Here is a 15,862-nt window from a genome sequence, read left to right as displayed (position 1 = left end):
TTTCGTGGGATTCTCGGGCTGTTCTGGCCTGTTCTCGGAAACTGTAATAGGTCTTTTCCATGGGCTTTCACGTCCTTAATTGAATTGGTATTCTGCCACATCCTTCGTGACTTTATATAAATTGCCATAATTGGCATAAACAACTTGTTCACCGACATTTTGAACCATATTTTTCGTGTCGAAAACGATTGCTGAGCGCATTTTGTCAGTATAGTTAGTCGGAATGGTGCGGAATTCGTCATGGTCGCTTAAAACAACGATTAGCGAGCTGTCTTCACATGCTTCTTCGCCTGTTAGTGGTGCGGATACAACATGGGGATCGAAACTTTTGACATTAAAACCTTCTTTTACGAGCATTTCTTTGATTTCCATCCCTGGGCTTTCACGGATGTCATCAATATTACCTTTGTAAGTAAGTCCGAATAATGTCACTGTGTTTCCGTCGCGCTGTTCCATGATTTGTTTCACGTTTTCGACGACATATTCTGGCATACTGTTGTTTACTTTACGGGCTGTTTGCATAAGTGGGGATTGTTCAGGGGCTGCTGCGATAACGAAGTATGGATCTACGGCTAAACAGTGTCCGCCAACGCCGGGGCCGGGTTGGTGCAAGTTGACACGGGGATGTTTATTCGCCATTTCGATCACACGTAGCGCGTCAATTTCGAGGTGGTTACTGATTTTTGCGAGTTCGTTAGCTAATGCGATATTTAGGTCACGATACGTATTCTCCATCAATTTGCTGAGTTCTGCTTCACCAGCTTGCGCCTTGATGATCTCGCCTTCAACAAATTCGCCGTATACCGCTGCTGCTTTTTCGGTACATTGCTCGGTGATTCCGCCGATGATTCGCGGGTTGTGGATTAGTTCGTGCATGATGTTTCCTGGTAAAACTCGTTCTGGACAGTGTGCTAAGAAGATGTCTTGTCCGACGGTAAATCCTTGTTTTTCAATAAGCGGTTGTACAACGTCTGCCATCGTTCTTGGTGCAATCGTTGACTCGACGATAATCGTGTCGTTTTCCTTCAAAAGTGGTACAATGCTGCCTAGCGCCGACTCAACATACGCTGTGTCACATGATTTATATTCGTCGTTTTTGTTAGGTGTTGGTACAGCGATGATATAGGCATCTGCGCTTACTGGTGTTGTACTGGCGTGAAAATTATTTAAGGCTAAAGCGTCTTGCAAATCTGCCTCGAGTCCAGGTTCTTCAATGTGAATTCGTCCAGCGTTTAAGTTGTCCGTCATGACTGGGGATAAATCCACCCCTGTCACCTTATTGCCGTACTTCGCAAACAAAATCGCGGTTGGTAAGCCGATATATCCAAGTCCTACTACTGTAATTTTCATTGTTCTGCATTCCACCTTTCTTATTTTTCAGGGAGCGTTATCGTCCATGTCGCTTCTTGATCTGCCTTGCCGACTGCCGGTTGATAAATGACCGTCACGTCCTGCTTACCCGCTGGTACTTCGTAATAACCTGAGCCTCGAAGCATCTTTCCTGCTGCAATCGCGTCACCGAAGTTGTTGGCGTGCATTCCGTAGACACTGTGCTTTTTGCCGTTCTCCGTCTTCACAACGAAATCTCCTGCTCCAACGCCTGCTTCGTCCGATCCTACATTCAAGACTTCAAAATCGATTTTTGCGAGTTGCGTTTTATCATTCTTACTATTTAAAGTTTCGACGTGCGTCACTGTTATTTCTAAATCATTGGCCGTTCTTGTTTTCCCGATATCGTTCGCACCTGCTGTCGTTCCACATGCTGCGACAACGGCTACCAATGTCAGGCTTAAAATAAATAATGCAATCCAGCTTTTACTTTTCTTCATAAAAAACTTCCTCTCTTATTTGCAATTATTTTTTTGTGTTGCGATTTAATATACTCATAGCTTACCATCCAAAAATTCAGAAACAGGGATTTTCCAGAAAATTGATTTGGTTTTTCAGTTTGTTAGACAGAGAGGGTTTGTATTTGCGAAAATTTAGGTCCGTGGTATAATAAAGTCAGATAATGATAAACATGGGTATACCCAAAGCGAAACCCCTATCTCAGGCACGAGATAGGGGTTGCTTTTGGTTAGTTACCGTCTACGATCTTTTTGCTTCTTGCTCCGAATCTCTAACCAGTTATTGAAGACTGCAAGGACGCAACCAACAATGATTGGTGCAAGAATAGTTGATAAGATAAACATGTGTACACCCCCCTTCTCTAGATGTGATACTCATCTTAGAGGCAGATGGCTCTTCTACTATATCATATGAAATTGGCTTGCCCGACCACTTGATAACAATCGTAGAAATTTTATTTTTTTAAATTGGGATGATGTTTTATTGACTACTATTTATAAAGCACACACCTGTAAATCAACCACAAACATATGTATAACTGTTCTTGTCGAATCGTTAAGAAAGCGCTTTAATTGAAGTATGTTACGTAGCGCAAAATTTTGACGAGGAGGCTTTTGAATGGAAAACACGACGGTATTGGCTCATAAAGGGATTTCTAAATGGCGGCAACGGATTGGATATGGGTCGGCTGATCTGGCTTGTAATTTGATTTGGCAAATGATAACGCTTTATTTAATGTATTTTTATACGGATATTTTCGGATTAGCCGCGGTTCAGGTCAGTGTATTATTTTTGGTAACTCGGGTTGTGGATGGGGTCGCTGATGTTTTGATGGGGGTTTTGATTGATAAAACGAATACAAAATGGGGGAAATCTCGGCCTTATTTCTTGCTTGGCGCGATTCCGTTTGGATTACTGGCGATTCTAGCTTTTTATGTGCCAGATATTGGGCCTGCTGGAAAATTGGTTTACGCTTATATCACTTATTTGGGTCTGTCACTGGCTTACACGATGGTGAATATTCCGATGGCTTCGATTTTGCCTAGCTTAACGAGCGATGCGAATGAACGGACGATTTTGGCGACGACACGAATGATTTTTGCTTTTGTTGGCGCGACGATTGTTAGTGTACTGACATTGCCATTAGTCGGGTTACTCGGTGGTGGCTCTAAGTCCCAGGGCTTCTTTTGGACGATGGTAATTTTTGCAGTAGTTGGGACATTGCTCTTCTTTTTCACCTTCCGAAATGTGGAGGAAAAAGTGAAGATGAAGCTTGAAAAAGTAACAGTGAAGCAGACTTTCCTTGCACTTAAGGGGAATAAGCCATGGTACATTTTTGCGGTGAATATTTTGTTTATGTGGGGTTCGTATTTCTTTATGCAAGGTTCGCTTATCTACTATTATACGTATAATGTTGGTCGGCCGGATTTGGCGATTGTGGTGGCTGGGATTGGCTCGATGGTTCCGATGGTTGGGACGATAGTTACGCCGTTTTTCTCGAGTCGGATGTTGAAGCGGAGCGTATTTATGATTGGTAGCGTGGCGAATTTGCTGGGGCTGGCGATTATGATTTTTGCGAATGTGAATGTGACGGGATTATTGATTGGATCGGTTGTCGCGGCGCTTGGACACGGGCTTCGGCAGAGTATTTATTTCTCGATGCAGGCAGATCCAGTTGATTACGGTGAGTGGAAATCTGGCGTGAGTGCGGCCGGTGTGCTTTCGGCGGTCAATGGCTTTATCGGAAAAGTGGCGATGGCGGTGGCTGGCGCGATTTCGGGTGTGATTTTGACTTGGGGGCATTATGCGACGAATACAACGCAAAGTTCGGACGCCTTGCTAGCGATAAAATTGAATTATCTCGTGATTCCAGCTATTTTGGTGGTGCTTTCGATGGTCATTATGTCATTTTATAAGTTAGATAAATTGTATCCGGAGATTCGCAAAGAGCTTGATGCGCGTTTGTTGGAGGATTAGAAAGAGGTTTTTTGGATGAATATGCAGGTCAATGAGAATGTTGTGATTGTGAAAAATAAGGCGTTTTTGGCGAAGGCTGAGGCGTTTCGAAAACCGTTATTGCATCGGGATATCGCGGCGAAATCGATAGTAGAGGTCGTGGCGGATGAACAAGCGATTCATGGGTGGAAAGTCCGCGATGTGGCGCCGATTTCAGAGTTAGGTCGGGTCTTACTTGGTCAAGGGGATAGCGTGATTCTTGACTTCGGGGAGCATGTCGTTGGGTTTCCGAGCCTTGCGCTGGTGCCTGTTGGGAGCCCACCTGACGCGCCGCTATACCTCAAGTTTACGTTTGGAGAAATGCCAGTGGAAGTCGCGGAACCATTTACAAATTATGATGGTTGGTTGAGTAAATCGTGGCTTCAGGAGGAGTATTATCATATCGATATTTTACCGCGTGATTTGACGCTGACGAGGCGCTACAGTTTTCGCTATTTGAAAATTGACGTGATTGATTCGTCGCCGAAGTATAAAGTCGCGCTACAACATGTTAAAATAAAGACGGTAAGTTCGGCGGATCGGGCGATGTTAAAAGTTGCCCCGGATACGAGTGACTTTTTTCAGGCTTTAGATCGGGTGAGCGTGAAGACGTTGGCGGATTGCATGCAGGATGTTTTCGAGGATGGACCGAAGCGGGATCGGCGTTTGTGGCTCGGGGATTTGTATTTGCAAGCGCAGACAAACTATGAAACGTTTGATAACCGGGATTTGGTGAAGCGCTGTTTGTATTTGTTTGCAGGGCTTACGGATGCGGATGGGCGCGTGGCCGCGAATTTGTTTATTGAGCCGGAGCCGATTCCGGATGATACGTATTTGGTGGATTATGCGCTTTATTTCGCGACGACGTTACATGACTATTATGAGGCAACTAGGGATTTGGAGACGTTGACGGAGTTGTGGCCTGTGGCGCTGAACCAGATTCGATTTGCGCAACAGTTGTTGGATGCGAACTATTTAGCCGTGGAACAGCCGTATTGGTGGGCTTTTGTGGACTGGAATGAAGCGCTAACAAAGCAAGCATCTGTGCAAGGACTCCTCATTTTCACGTTGAAACAGGCAATTTCGTTAGCGGAAATACTAGATTCTGATGAAAAATCTTGGCTTTCTGATCTACTTGAAAAAGTGACATTTGCCGCGAAAAAATATCTTTGGGACCCGTCGCAAAAACTGTTTGTAAGCGGTCCCGAGAAACAAATAGCGTGGCATAGTCAAATTTGGATGGTCATGGCAGGTGTTTTGCCAGATGAGGAAGCACGGGATTTGTTGCGACGGACAGCCGAGTATTCGCCAGAAATCGGGCTGACAACACCGTTTGCGTATCATTTTCTAGTAGCTGCTTGGCTCAAAGTTGGAGATAAAGAAGCCGCTAAGCAAGTGCTCGTCGGTTATTGGGGCGATATGTTGCATCAAGGCGCCGACACGTTTTGGGAGCTTTTCAAACCGGATGATTTGTCGTTTTCGCCATATGGAAGTCACCTCATTAATTCTTATTGTCATGCGTGGAGCTGTACCCCGGCCTACTTTATTCGCAAATATCATTTATAAAAGGAGCGCGATTCGGTCATGAATTTTCAGCAATTAGATCAGTATTTACGTGCGTATGATGCTATTGAAAAACGGCAAGTATTGGACCATCAAAATATTAATGACGTCCAGCTGCAGACGCGAAAAGATAAAATTGTGATGCCCGATTCGCCTTTTTTGAGCAGGGTGATATTTTCATTAGTAAACATCATCGTTTTGCCCCGATGCCAGAGCATACGCATCAATTTATTGAGCTGAATTATATTTATTCAGGCGTCTCCAAGCAGGTGATTAATGGTGAAGAATATCAATTTAGCGCTGGGCAATTCTGTTTATTTGACCAAAATACGAGTCATAGTATTGCCGAAATGGGCGAAAATGATATTTTGCTAAATGTGATTTTTCGTAGTGAAACGATTAAAACGACTTTTATTAAGACGTTGGAGAGCAATAAAAGTATTGTTTCGGACTTCTTGCTTTCCGCCGCCTTATCAAGTAATACAAAAGATCATTTTATCCGCTTTGATGCTGAGGAAAATGAGCAATTGCAGCATATTACGAAGATGATGCTCACTGAATTTTTCGATCCGAAAGATTATTCTAGCGAGATGATGAAGCAATATCTGGCGCTTATTTTTATGGAGCTGGCGCGTGTTTTTCATCAAAATAAAGCCTATCAAGCTCGTATTGCTGATAATTCGGCGCTATTTCCGATGCTTGAGTATATTGAGAGGAATTACAAGACGGTTACGCTCGTAAAAATGGCGCAGGAGTTCGGTTTTAATAAGAATTATTTGAGTAATAAATTGCGAAAAGAGACTGGGAAGACATGGACGGAGCTCGTTTCCAAGCAAAAGCTCCATCACGCAACGCACCTACTCGCGTATACGGATAACAAGCTTGTCGATATCGCCGAAGAGATTGGCTACGCCTCGCCCAGTTTCTTTTTCAAGCAGTTTAAGCGCCATTATGGCATGACTCCAAAGCAATTTCGGGATGAACGCTAACTTCTGAGCTTGATTTTTCGCGTTATCCTAATGTACATTTTGCCGTAGAGGACGATGAGAAGTAGCGCTACCGCAAACGTGAAAATACTTCCAATCAGATACGTTGAAGTAAGTAAGGTGGCGATTCCCACGGCGATTAGCATCAAGATTACACTCCCGCCAAACCGAGTCCACCGCGAACGTATTGTTTTCCAAAGCGCCACCATGGAAGCATCGTCTGTGAAAATGGCTTCTTTCGGCGCGCCTTCCTTCACCTCTTTCCTAAAATACATCCACCTACCATTCAAAATTGGATACGCATACACGTGCTCCCATCCTGCGTCCTCGAATAGTCCCAAATACTCCTCCTCGTCACCTACATTTTCCTTGTAATCAATACAATATGTGTATTCAGCCGGCTCTCCTTGTTCAAAATGGTACCGTAATGAAGCATACTTACTGAAAAACCACCCCTTATTCGCCATTTCTTCCAAAAACGCTTCTTCTTTTTCCACATTATCCACTGTAATGAATTTAAATACCTTCTTCGTCACACTCGCTCGCCTCCCTAGAATTCCTATATAGTTCCTCAATACGCGATTTTTCCATCCCAAGAACTTGTTTGCCGAGTTCCGTAATTTGATAGATTTTCCGGTTTTTTTCTTCTTGAATAATCGTAACTAGTTGATCTTTTTTCATTTTCGACAGGCTACCATAAATTGTTCCTGGTCCCAAAACAATACGGTTTTTCGTCATATTTTTCACGTTATCTGTGATTGCATAGCCGTGCTTCGGTCGCATTAATGATAGCAAAATATAAAAGGCCGTCTCCGTCATCGGAACATAGGTTTTTATTAATTTTTCATCCATAAATATATCACACCTCGATGTATTTGATGTTTATAATATATCACGGCTCGATATAATTGGCAACTCCTCTTTTTCGATAACACCTTGCCAAACAAAACCAAATTTGGTATACTCCTTTTAATTGATAATGATTATCACTATCAATTAAAAATAAAGGGGGTCTCCATGAGATGATGAAGAAATTAGTTTTTAGTATAGTAACCGTATCGGCTTTAGCCTTAGCTGGGTGCGGTACAGCAGATGAAACCACGAAAGCTGAGGTCGAGACATCAGGGCACGGTAACACGGCGCCAGTGAAATCTAAAACAGAAACCGCACAAATCAAGACACTCGCGGCACAATTCCCAACTGAACCCGCCAAAAATGTCGTCGCAACTTCTGTTTCCGTAACAGAAATGCTTGATATAGCAGGAATCACGCCCGTCGGTATTCCGAGCACTACGCACAAACTTCCAGACAATTTTACAGATATTCCAAAAATCGGTTCTGCCGTTGAGCCCGATGTTGAAAAAATCGCCAGTCTGAATCCGGATTTAGTCATCGGTTCCGAGTCCATCAAAGCTAGCATCGACAAGAAAATCAGCCAAATCAATCTAAAAGGCGCATACTTGCCGACCGACTCTTATCCTGATCTAAAAGTATCGCTAGAGGTTCTTGGCACAGCGTTTGATAAAGAAAAAGCGACGACTACATACCTCACAAAACTACAAAAAGACGAAGATAAAATCGTCGCCTCGATTCCAGATAAAACCGCGCCAAAAGTGATGATTTTGTTCGGAACTGGCAGCTCATTCATGCTGATGAATGACACAACCTACATCGGCAGCCTCGTGAAAACGGTGAAAGCGAAGAATATCGTCACCGAAACAATGAAAACGGAAGAATCCTATGTACCACTAAATATGGAAGACGTGACGGCTGCCAATCCGGACGCGATTCTACTCGTATCGCACGGAGATGCCAACGCAGCCTTGACGCAATTCAAAGCAGATGTGAAGAAAAACGGCGCTTGGGAAAAATTAAATGCTTTCAAAAATGACAAAGTTCAAGCGCTCGATTATGATATTTTCGGCTATGCATCCCTTGCCAACGCGACAACTGGTCTAGAGCAGCTGAAAGACATTCTCTACAAATAAGATGGAACGTCAACAAAGAAGCTGGTTTATCATCGGGACGACATCCATTTTGCTTGTTGTCGCAATGATTGTTGCAGTTGGCGTCGGAAGTATTCACATCGCTCCAATAGAAAGCGTCCGTACTTTATTTGGCGAAGGCGCCGAGTTATCCCAAACAATTTTATGGAATTTGCGGATTCCGCGTGTCCTCATCGCCGTCATTGTCGGTACTAATCTCGCCGTATCCGGAGCTTTTTTGCAAGCTGTGATGCGCAATCCACTAGCAGATCCTGGTTTAACCGGGGTTTCCAGCGGAGCCGCCGTCACCGTTTTGGCCATCGTACTCCTTTTCCCGAACCTTGGCAGTTTTGCACCGATTGCTGGCATGATTGGCGGGCTTGTCGCGGTCGTGATTGTCTACGCGCTCGCTTGGAAAAATGGCAAAATTTCACCGATGCGCATCATCCTGTCCGGAGTTGCCGTCAACGCGATTATGGGCGGAATCATCGGTCTGCTCTCGATTCTGTATAGCGACCGATTACCCGCCGTCGTACAATGGATGAACGGAAGCCTTGCTGCAAAAGGAATCGGCGACGTTCAACTGCTCCTTCCTTACTCCATAATCGGTTGGATTTTTGCGATTCTCTTCATTCGAAAAGCCAATATCTTGAGTCTCGGTGATGATATCGCAGTAAATCTTGGTGAAAAAATGAATCAGACGCGCATTATTCTATCGATTATCGCGGTGTACCTAGCGGCAATCTCGGTTTCCATCGTCGGACTGCTCGGCTTCGTAGGCCTTGTCGTGCCACACATGGCGCGCTTTCTAGTCGGCTCGAATTATTGGCGCCTCATCCCGATGAGTATGGTTCTCGGCGCCCTCGTTTTACTCGCAGCAGACACGATTGGGCGCTCCCTTTTTGCACCGCTCGACATACCCGCAGGAATCATTATGGCCATCGTTGGCGCGCCGTACTTCCTCTATTTAATGCGCACAGGAGACATCTAATTTTAGCATGGAAGGTTGGATAAAATTATGGTAGCAACAATCAATATTGACAAAGTAAAATCGCGCTATGATGCGTTTGTCGCAAGTCGAAAAACAATTGTGATTAGCTCAAACGACGCGGACGGAAATCCGTTCATTAGCTACGCCCCGTTCGTTCAACATGAAGGTAAACTCTACATCTATATCAGCGCAATTGCCGAACATTACGATTTTATCGAGCAAAGCGAAACGATTCAGATCATGATGCTTGCCGATGAACAAGACACGAAAAACCTCTTCGCACGCGAGCGGCTCTATCTGAAATGCACCGCTGAAAATATCGGCAATGACGATTTAGAAATGATTTTTGAAAAAATGACGGCGATTCACGGCGCCCAGTTAATTCAATTACTGCGCACCATCGACATGTCGATTTTCGAGCTGACACCAAAAGATGGCCGATACGTGATTGGCTTTGGACAAGCGTTTACCGTGGATTTCGCAGCGGAGAAGCTGGAGCATATTGTAGTTGAAAAGAAATAGATTGCAAAAAAGATTCCACATATACACGATTTGTGTATATGTGGAATCTTTTTTAAATATCGAACAAAACACTTAACAAATCTTTCACTTTATCCATTATCTCAACTGGAACTTCTTCTACGATTTTAAAACCTCTGGCATTAGCATCCACCATCCGATTTTGTTCTAGAAGCACTTGCCCAGTTGTCATCAGCCCTTCCGGCAAATCAACATGGAGTGGAAAACGTCGAACTTTCGATGTGATAGCAGCAACCGATACCATATTAGAATTTGGAATTTGATTTGACAAAACCAAGCATGGTCTATGCCCTCTTTGTTCGTGTCCACTCGTTGGCGATAGGTTCAACATAATTATTTGCCCTGATCTGAGCAGCTCTGTACTCTCCGATGTCATAAATCAAACTCCTCCCCTACGCTATTCTGGATGATTTCTGAGTCATTTAAATGGCCACCTGTATAATTTTCAAATAATTTTTCCATTCTCGTAGTCTTATTCTTAGGCTTTAGGATAATCTCATGCCTTGTTGAAATTATATCAAATGAAACATCCTCAAGAGCCACCACCCCTGCTTGTTTTAATATTTCTTTCGGTAAAATAATACCTTGGCTATTTCCCCATTTTTTTAACTTAGTAGCCCTCACAAGCATAATTTTCACCTCCGACTTTTAATTCCTACATCAAGTATATACGCGTATAACTTTTTTGTCAACCAACAAGTTATACACGTATATACAAAATATTAAAACTCATTCCTCATCCTTATTCCTCGTTCGCCGTCCTAACCAGAACACCAATCCAAGCACCAATAACCCCAACAAAACACCGCCCGCAACGTACCACATCGTGTAATCCTTCTCGAGCCCGACCGCTTTATCATTGAAACTCGCCGCGGCGTCTGCTTTTATCTCAAACCGCTCATCCCATTTCCAAGTTTGATCCCCAGACGTCGCTACCATTTTCAGACGATATTTGCCCGGTTTGAATGCCTGATTATTCCAACTAATCCCAAAGTCAAAATTAGAATTCGGAGCCATACGCAACGCACTTTGTTTTGCCTTGTAAAGCGCCTCATCATCACCCTCCTTATACACTTGCGCATCCACATCCAAATTTTGTAGAATCATAGGTTTGACATTCTGTAGATTAACCTTCAAAACGTTGCGATAGTTGACCTGATCCGGCTTAATTCGGTTCATTTTCATATCAGGATTCACCGCGACATCATTCTCAGAAAGAATCACGCCAATCACATACGCATATTTATTCTTAATCTGCACGCCCTCTCCCGACTCCGTTTTATCCCCATTATCCTTCTCAGAAAAATGAAGCCCGCCTAAAATAAAGCCATCAAAAGAATCTCGCGGCATCGTCACTTTCACCTTCACCGTCCTGCTCCCATTCGCCGGAATCGTTATTTCATCAGGCATTTCCGCAATTTTAGAAAAAGGCGTTTTGAGGGTATTATCGAATTTCGGCGCTTTATTACTATAATCAACAATGCCATTATCATTCGTCACCGCCGTATTTGCGTTGGTTTCCACCGTCACCGGATGCGCCAAACCATTGGTAAGCAACACTTCCAATTCCTGCACTTGGCCAGGCTTCATCCGCAATTCAAAATAGGTTTTCGACTTATCAATTTGATTTTCCGGAATAACCGCCGACACTGAAAAATTCATTTCCGCAGCTTTCGATGTTTCTGTATGTATTAAAATTCCGCTTATTAGTACGCCAACAACTGCTAGTAATGCTATTAATTTGTTCACCATCTCCTAGACCTCCTTGAGAAAAACTAGAATCAAATATGACACACCTAGCTCTAGGCCTTTCAATCATGCTTCGCGACTCCCGTAACCGTCAACCCGCTAGTCGCCGTCACTTGCTCATCCACTAACTTGTTCACCGTCACTTGGAAATCTCCAACAACGAGAAATGCAATAAGCGCCCTAAAAACATGCCTTCTTTCCCTCATAAAAAAACTCTCCCTACCTATTGTATACTATATATTTTATTCAGTCTTCTAAAATTCTGCCATTATCTAATCATCTCTGCCTCTTCGAAAAACAAATAGCAAAATAAATATTGCGGTATCCGAAGCCTCCCGCTCACATTCCAATAATACCATATAAGTAATATATTTCACTATTTTTTGACAAAAAGGATGATTAATTTTCTTTTTTAGACACATTTCGGACACAAAAACACACGAAAAAACCCCCATTAACAACAAAGTGATATTGACAAAATTTTTTTAATGTGATATTTATATTAGCCACAGAAATCAATCCCTGCACTTATCATTCACATCGCGCAACCATTTATAATCCAAAAAAGCCACTCTAGTTAAAAAAAATCTTTTTACCAAAATGGCGAAAAGTGTTTTACATTTCATTCCATTCATGATACAATTCATTTGCGAAAACGCTTTCCATTGTATTACTTGCTACTAAAGTTAGAGATAAGCGCTTATCCACTTTACTTCAAGCAAGTTATTCTACAATTGATATTCTTTTTCGCAGGGTACGGGGCCCAAAAATAAGATTCTTAAATAAAAAATAGGAGTGATTTATCAATGAGGTTTACATGGAAAAAAGGGGCAATTTTATCAGCGGTATCGATTCTTGCTGGTAGTGTTATATTAGGAAACGTATTACAAGACACACACGCAGATGCAGTTCCCACAACAATAAACGGCGTGCAAGATGCGGTTTATGAAACAGCTGACCAAGTGCTACACGCGTCTGACCAAGGGACTTTTAGCGTCGGTGGTATGTTAATGGACACTGACGGGAATGTCGTTTACGTACAGCATAATAATGTTGTAAATAACGACCTGACTTTCGATCCGACTGCTCACGGCGAGCGCCAAATGATTGATTGGTACTATGAAAATAAAGAATCGCAAAACTTGCCTGAACCGGAGAATATCGTGTTGGTGACATCACTTGATCCATGCGCGATGTGTACAGGTTCCATTTTGCAAGCTGGATTTTCAAATGTTGTCGTTTCCGCTAATGATACGTATGCTGGTATTAACTACGATAAATCAGCGTTATTCCCATCGCTCGCTGGCACTTCCATGCAAGCCGCCGCGCAAGATAGCTTTTCTTATCCTGCCGTTTTAGGCTTAACTGAGAAGTTCTCTCGTAAAGCGACCGGCGCACCTGTTTCCTCTGTCTTCGGGGAAAATGTGGCGATTGAAGACCAAACGTATGCGCTAACATCCACTGCATTTGATGCGACATTAAGCGACGTTTCAGCAAAAATCAATACCGATTTGCCAGAAAATGAGCTACTAGATCCGAAAACTTTAGCAACTACCGATCCCATTTACCTTGCATTAAAAGCAGCCTATCCACACGCTTTGGAGTACACGGCACCATCGCCTAACGCTCCTGACGAAGGGCTAGCACCTTATCTCATCGAAGCTGCCGAGCAAGATATCGCGAACGGTGGGGACGGTAATGCCGTTGCACTCCTTGACACGTTCGGAAACTTGATTATGGCTCTTCCAGGAAACCAAGCCGTATCTGAAATTCAAACGCCGTTCATGTTGACGACTCGCGGCTACGCTAAATTAAGATACGACCTGCAAATGAATGGCGTTGCGGATGCCACGAAATACCTCGGACACCCGAAATACAACACGTTCATTTACGCAAAAGGTATGGAAATAAACCCACAAGGATTGGCCGATTTCGGCGCGTTCGGTTCCACAATGGAAGGCGCGATACCAACCGATAGAACCCAATTCCAATACGGTGTACCAAGAGCAACACAAGCTGAATTAGACGCATTCGCAGATGGCTTACCACCATTTTATAGTGCCGATGATTCTGTAAATGTCCATATTAAACAAACAGCAAATCAAGATTTAATCGCTGCGTTAGAAGCAGGATTACCAACGACTAGCAAATAAAATACGATAAAAAACCAGCATACTATCAGTACCCAAAACTGATGGTATGCTGGTTTTTTATATTCATTAATTGTCACAAAATCATCATAAAATAAGGGGAAAAAGGCGTACCAGTCAAAAAAAGTCCTCCTCGAACCTGCTATACTAGCTGTTTCGTCTACTTTATAGAAAGGAGTATAATGGTGTTCACTACAAGAGAATAACAGATGAAAGGGAGCAGTCATATGCCACACATACTTAAATGGGGAATCTACATAATGGGAGGTTGCGCCATTTCTCTTGGCGTTATGTTCTCTAGCGCACCAGTTTATGCAGCAGAACCCGCAACAATTACCTACTACACCGGAGATACACTTGAAAGGACTTACATTATTGATAAAATAAACCATGCTAGTCCAGAAGATTTGAGTCCAGAGGCCCTATCGATAGCGGTAGATGGGAGCATGGACATTGCAACGGAAAACGGCTATACACGCGTCCATTTGTCTCCAGGTACTTATACGTTAGCCCATCGATTAAACGTCAACAAATCGCTTATCCTAGAGGGAACGACCGACGACGGGAAGAATCTCACCACCATCCAGTTGGCGCCACAAACAAAACCGGAAGAAAAGGCGATGCTCACCGCGGCTAGTGGAACAAAAGAGGCACCAACGACGATTCAGAAACTGACCTTGGACGGCCAGTGGGATCCCGCTAGTAAACAATTGGATATCTATCAGCGTGGGATTGTGTTGCATCCCTTAACCAAGCTACCCGATCCAACCAGTCCTACTTCCCCCAAATATTATGTCGGTTGGGGACGCAAGCATGATGTGACCATTCAAGATATGACGATTCGGAATATGGGTGGGACAGGGATTTATATGGAGTTTGTGGATAATATTAAAATCATAGGAAGCTCTCAAGTTAAAGGAGCAGAGACGAACCGACTGGAAAACCTCGGCTACGCAGGGATTGCAGGGTATTCTGCAAATAACGTAGATGTCGATAGAACGCTCGTGAGTGATGTCGGGGTTTCTGGACAACAAGCTTATGGCATGGCGTTTAGCTGGAAGAAAGGAACCACCGATGCGAATCAATTGGCAGAGGACGACCCGAGTCGATTCCCAACGACGACAGAAGGAAAGGCTGCACAGAGTAATGCAACGTATACGCAAGGCTATTATCGCAGTCAACATGACACCGTAACGAATAGTACCATCATGAATATCCCGACATGGGAAGGACTCGACACCCATTCAGGCTATGATATTAATTTCAAAAATAACCGTCTGTTAGGAGTGCGATTCCCGATTGTCGTCGGTGGGATGGATTATCCAGAAGAGGGGACGGAGAACCTGATCGCCGCCTATCCGCCAAAAAAAATTCTTATTCAAGAGAATGATCTTAACCAAGAAACAGATAACACGATCTACAACCCAAACAAGAAAACATCGGAACGCGGGATTGTGGCAACAGGCACCAAGTATCAGGATTTGTTACAGAATCCAAATACTCTGGGCTTTTTAGAAGGGCTTATCATCGATACGAATCATGTCAATGCCATTAAAACCACCATCCCTTCTCGCGGCGGGATCAGTATTCATGTGACGAAAGCAGCGAACATTATCGATAATATTTTGACCAATTCCGAGATGAATGGCCTTGTTTTCATGAGCTCCAATAAAAAAACCAATATGTCAGGAAATGGCATCTCGGGCATGATAGATAATACAGGAACAGGTAAAACTGCAGATATTGGTATTCGAGGCTCGCATAATAATGGGGAAGACTCGAATACGTACGCCATCCCAGATAAACCCACGGATGCAGGTACGAATGTGCGAGACAATATACTAGGAGTTGGTGCTTCTTTCCAAGCGATTTTGCAAGAAGCCGAGAGCACGGCCAATGCGCTCCAAACCGATACGCTACCCACCATCCTAACGCAGCCATTGGAGAGCATGCCAGCTTGGGATTATTTAGAGAAGGAACCCAGCGTGTTACCAGACGAACGCTCCTATTATGAAATGGAGAGCGGGAAACCCCTACTGACGAACGAAAAATAGA

Annotated in this window: 17 protein-coding genes; 8 read left to right on the top strand and 9 right to left on the bottom strand. The window is 43.6% G+C overall.

The window, feature by feature from the left end; all coding sequences use genetic code 11:
* Nucleotides 1-75: 75 nt before the first annotated feature.
* From HPK16_RS03860 to HPK16_RS03850, 3 genes are all read right to left on the bottom strand, one after another.
* Nucleotides 76-1,350, bottom strand: coding sequence for a nucleotide sugar dehydrogenase (locus HPK16_RS03860; RefSeq protein WP_181675701.1), 1,275 nt, complete (start codon nt 1,348-1,350; stop codon nt 76-78).
* A gap of 20 nt (nt 1,351-1,370) precedes the next feature.
* Nucleotides 1,371-1,829 (bottom strand): DUF4352 domain-containing protein, encoded by a 459-nt coding sequence (locus HPK16_RS03855; protein WP_181675700.1) that lies wholly within the window; start codon nt 1,827-1,829, stop codon nt 1,371-1,373.
* Between the two features lie 252 nt (nt 1,830-2,081).
* Complete coding sequence (locus tag HPK16_RS03850; protein ID WP_181675699.1) at nt 2,082-2,192, bottom strand: type I toxin-antitoxin system Fst family toxin; 111 nt, start codon at nt 2,190-2,192, stop codon at nt 2,082-2,084.
* 274 nt (nt 2,193-2,466) lie between these two features.
* Between HPK16_RS03850 and HPK16_RS03845 the strand changes: the two genes are divergently transcribed.
* The 3 genes from HPK16_RS03845 to HPK16_RS03835 all read left to right on the top strand — a co-directional run bounded on the left by HPK16_RS03845 (nt 2,467) and on the right by HPK16_RS03835 (nt 6,395).
* The gene (locus HPK16_RS03845; protein ID WP_181675698.1) at nt 2,467-3,825 is read left to right on the top strand and encodes a glycoside-pentoside-hexuronide (GPH):cation symporter; all 1,359 of its coding nucleotides are present in this window, start codon (nt 2,467-2,469) and stop codon (nt 3,823-3,825) included.
* Nucleotides 3,826-3,840: 15 nt separating this feature from the next.
* Nucleotides 3,841-5,409 carry an alpha-L-rhamnosidase-related protein gene (locus HPK16_RS03840; RefSeq protein WP_181675697.1) on the top strand — a complete coding sequence of 523 codons (1,569 nt, stop codon included), beginning with the start codon at nt 3,841-3,843 and terminating at the stop codon, nt 5,407-5,409.
* 203 nt (nt 5,410-5,612) lie between these two features.
* The gene (locus HPK16_RS03835; protein ID WP_181675696.1) at nt 5,613-6,395 is read left to right on the top strand and encodes an AraC family transcriptional regulator; all 783 of its coding nucleotides are present in this window, start codon (nt 5,613-5,615) and stop codon (nt 6,393-6,395) included.
* Here the strand turns inward: HPK16_RS03835 and HPK16_RS03830 are convergent.
* Both HPK16_RS03830 and HPK16_RS03825 read right to left on the bottom strand, forming a co-directional pair.
* Nucleotides 6,392-6,928: a DUF2812 domain-containing protein gene (locus HPK16_RS03830; protein ID WP_181675695.1), complete on the bottom strand. Its 537-nt coding sequence runs from the start codon at nt 6,926-6,928 to the stop codon at nt 6,392-6,394. The two genes, HPK16_RS03835 and HPK16_RS03830, sit on opposite strands and share 4 nt — an antisense overlap.
* Nucleotides 6,909-7,244 (bottom strand): PadR family transcriptional regulator, encoded by a 336-nt coding sequence (locus HPK16_RS03825; RefSeq protein ID WP_181675694.1) that lies wholly within the window; start codon nt 7,242-7,244, stop codon nt 6,909-6,911. The genes HPK16_RS03830 and HPK16_RS03825 overlap by 20 nt, the downstream gene beginning before the upstream one ends.
* Nucleotides 7,245-7,414: 170 nt before the next feature.
* On the opposite strand from HPK16_RS03825, the gene HPK16_RS03820 reads away from it, so the two are divergent.
* The 3 genes from HPK16_RS03820 to HPK16_RS03810 are packed head-to-tail and all read left to right on the top strand — an operon-like array spanning nt 7,415 to nt 9,890.
* Nucleotides 7,415-8,380 (top strand): ABC transporter substrate-binding protein, encoded by a 966-nt coding sequence (locus HPK16_RS03820; protein ID WP_246369240.1) that lies wholly within the window; start codon nt 7,415-7,417, stop codon nt 8,378-8,380.
* Between the two features lies 1 nt (nt 8,381).
* Entirely contained in the window at nt 8,382-9,368 is a 987-nt protein-coding gene (locus tag HPK16_RS03815) for a FecCD family ABC transporter permease (RefSeq protein WP_181675693.1), read from the top strand.
* Nucleotides 9,369-9,395: 27 nt separating this feature from the next.
* The gene (locus HPK16_RS03810) at nt 9,396-9,890 is read left to right on the top strand and encodes a HugZ family pyridoxamine 5'-phosphate oxidase (protein WP_181675692.1); all 495 of its coding nucleotides are present in this window, start codon (nt 9,396-9,398) and stop codon (nt 9,888-9,890) included.
* 52 nt (nt 9,891-9,942) lie between these two features.
* On the opposite strand, the gene HPK16_RS03805 is transcribed toward HPK16_RS03810, so the two are convergent.
* From HPK16_RS03805 to HPK16_RS03790, 4 genes are all read right to left on the bottom strand, one after another.
* Complete coding sequence (locus tag HPK16_RS03805; RefSeq protein ID WP_181675691.1) at nt 9,943-10,284, bottom strand: type II toxin-antitoxin system PemK/MazF family toxin; 342 nt, start codon at nt 10,282-10,284, stop codon at nt 9,943-9,945.
* Nucleotides 10,281-10,538 carry an AbrB/MazE/SpoVT family DNA-binding domain-containing protein gene (locus HPK16_RS03800; protein WP_181675690.1) on the bottom strand — a complete coding sequence of 86 codons (258 nt, stop codon included), beginning with the start codon at nt 10,536-10,538 and terminating at the stop codon, nt 10,281-10,283. Before HPK16_RS03800 ends, HPK16_RS03805 begins: the two co-directional genes overlap by 4 nt.
* Before the next feature lie 99 nt (nt 10,539-10,637).
* On the bottom strand, nt 10,638-11,660 hold the full coding sequence (locus tag HPK16_RS03795) for a WxLIP family cell surface protein (RefSeq protein WP_181675689.1): 1,023 nt from the start codon (nt 11,658-11,660) through the stop codon (nt 10,638-10,640).
* Between the two features lie 59 nt (nt 11,661-11,719).
* Complete coding sequence (locus tag HPK16_RS03790) at nt 11,720-11,863, bottom strand: hypothetical protein (protein ID WP_181675688.1); 144 nt, start codon at nt 11,861-11,863, stop codon at nt 11,720-11,722.
* Nucleotides 11,864-12,463: 600 nt separating this feature from the next.
* Here HPK16_RS03790 and HPK16_RS03785 point away from each other — a divergent pair.
* Both HPK16_RS03785 and HPK16_RS03780 read left to right on the top strand, forming a co-directional pair.
* Nucleotides 12,464-13,810 (top strand): nucleoside deaminase, encoded by a 1,347-nt coding sequence (locus HPK16_RS03785; RefSeq protein ID WP_181675687.1) that lies wholly within the window; start codon nt 12,464-12,466, stop codon nt 13,808-13,810.
* Nucleotides 13,811-14,034: 224 nt separating this feature from the next.
* The gene (locus tag HPK16_RS03780) at nt 14,035-15,861 is read left to right on the top strand and encodes a right-handed parallel beta-helix repeat-containing protein (RefSeq protein WP_181675686.1); all 1,827 of its coding nucleotides are present in this window, start codon (nt 14,035-14,037) and stop codon (nt 15,859-15,861) included.
* Nucleotide 15,862 lies beyond the last annotated feature (1 nt).

Origin of the sequence: Paenilisteria rustica (assembly GCF_013820765.1) — a bacterium.
In the GTDB taxonomy this organism is placed as follows: domain Bacteria; phylum Bacillota; class Bacilli; order Lactobacillales; family Listeriaceae; genus Listeria_A; species Listeria_A rustica.
This window is presented reverse-complemented; position numbering and strand designations above follow the sequence as displayed.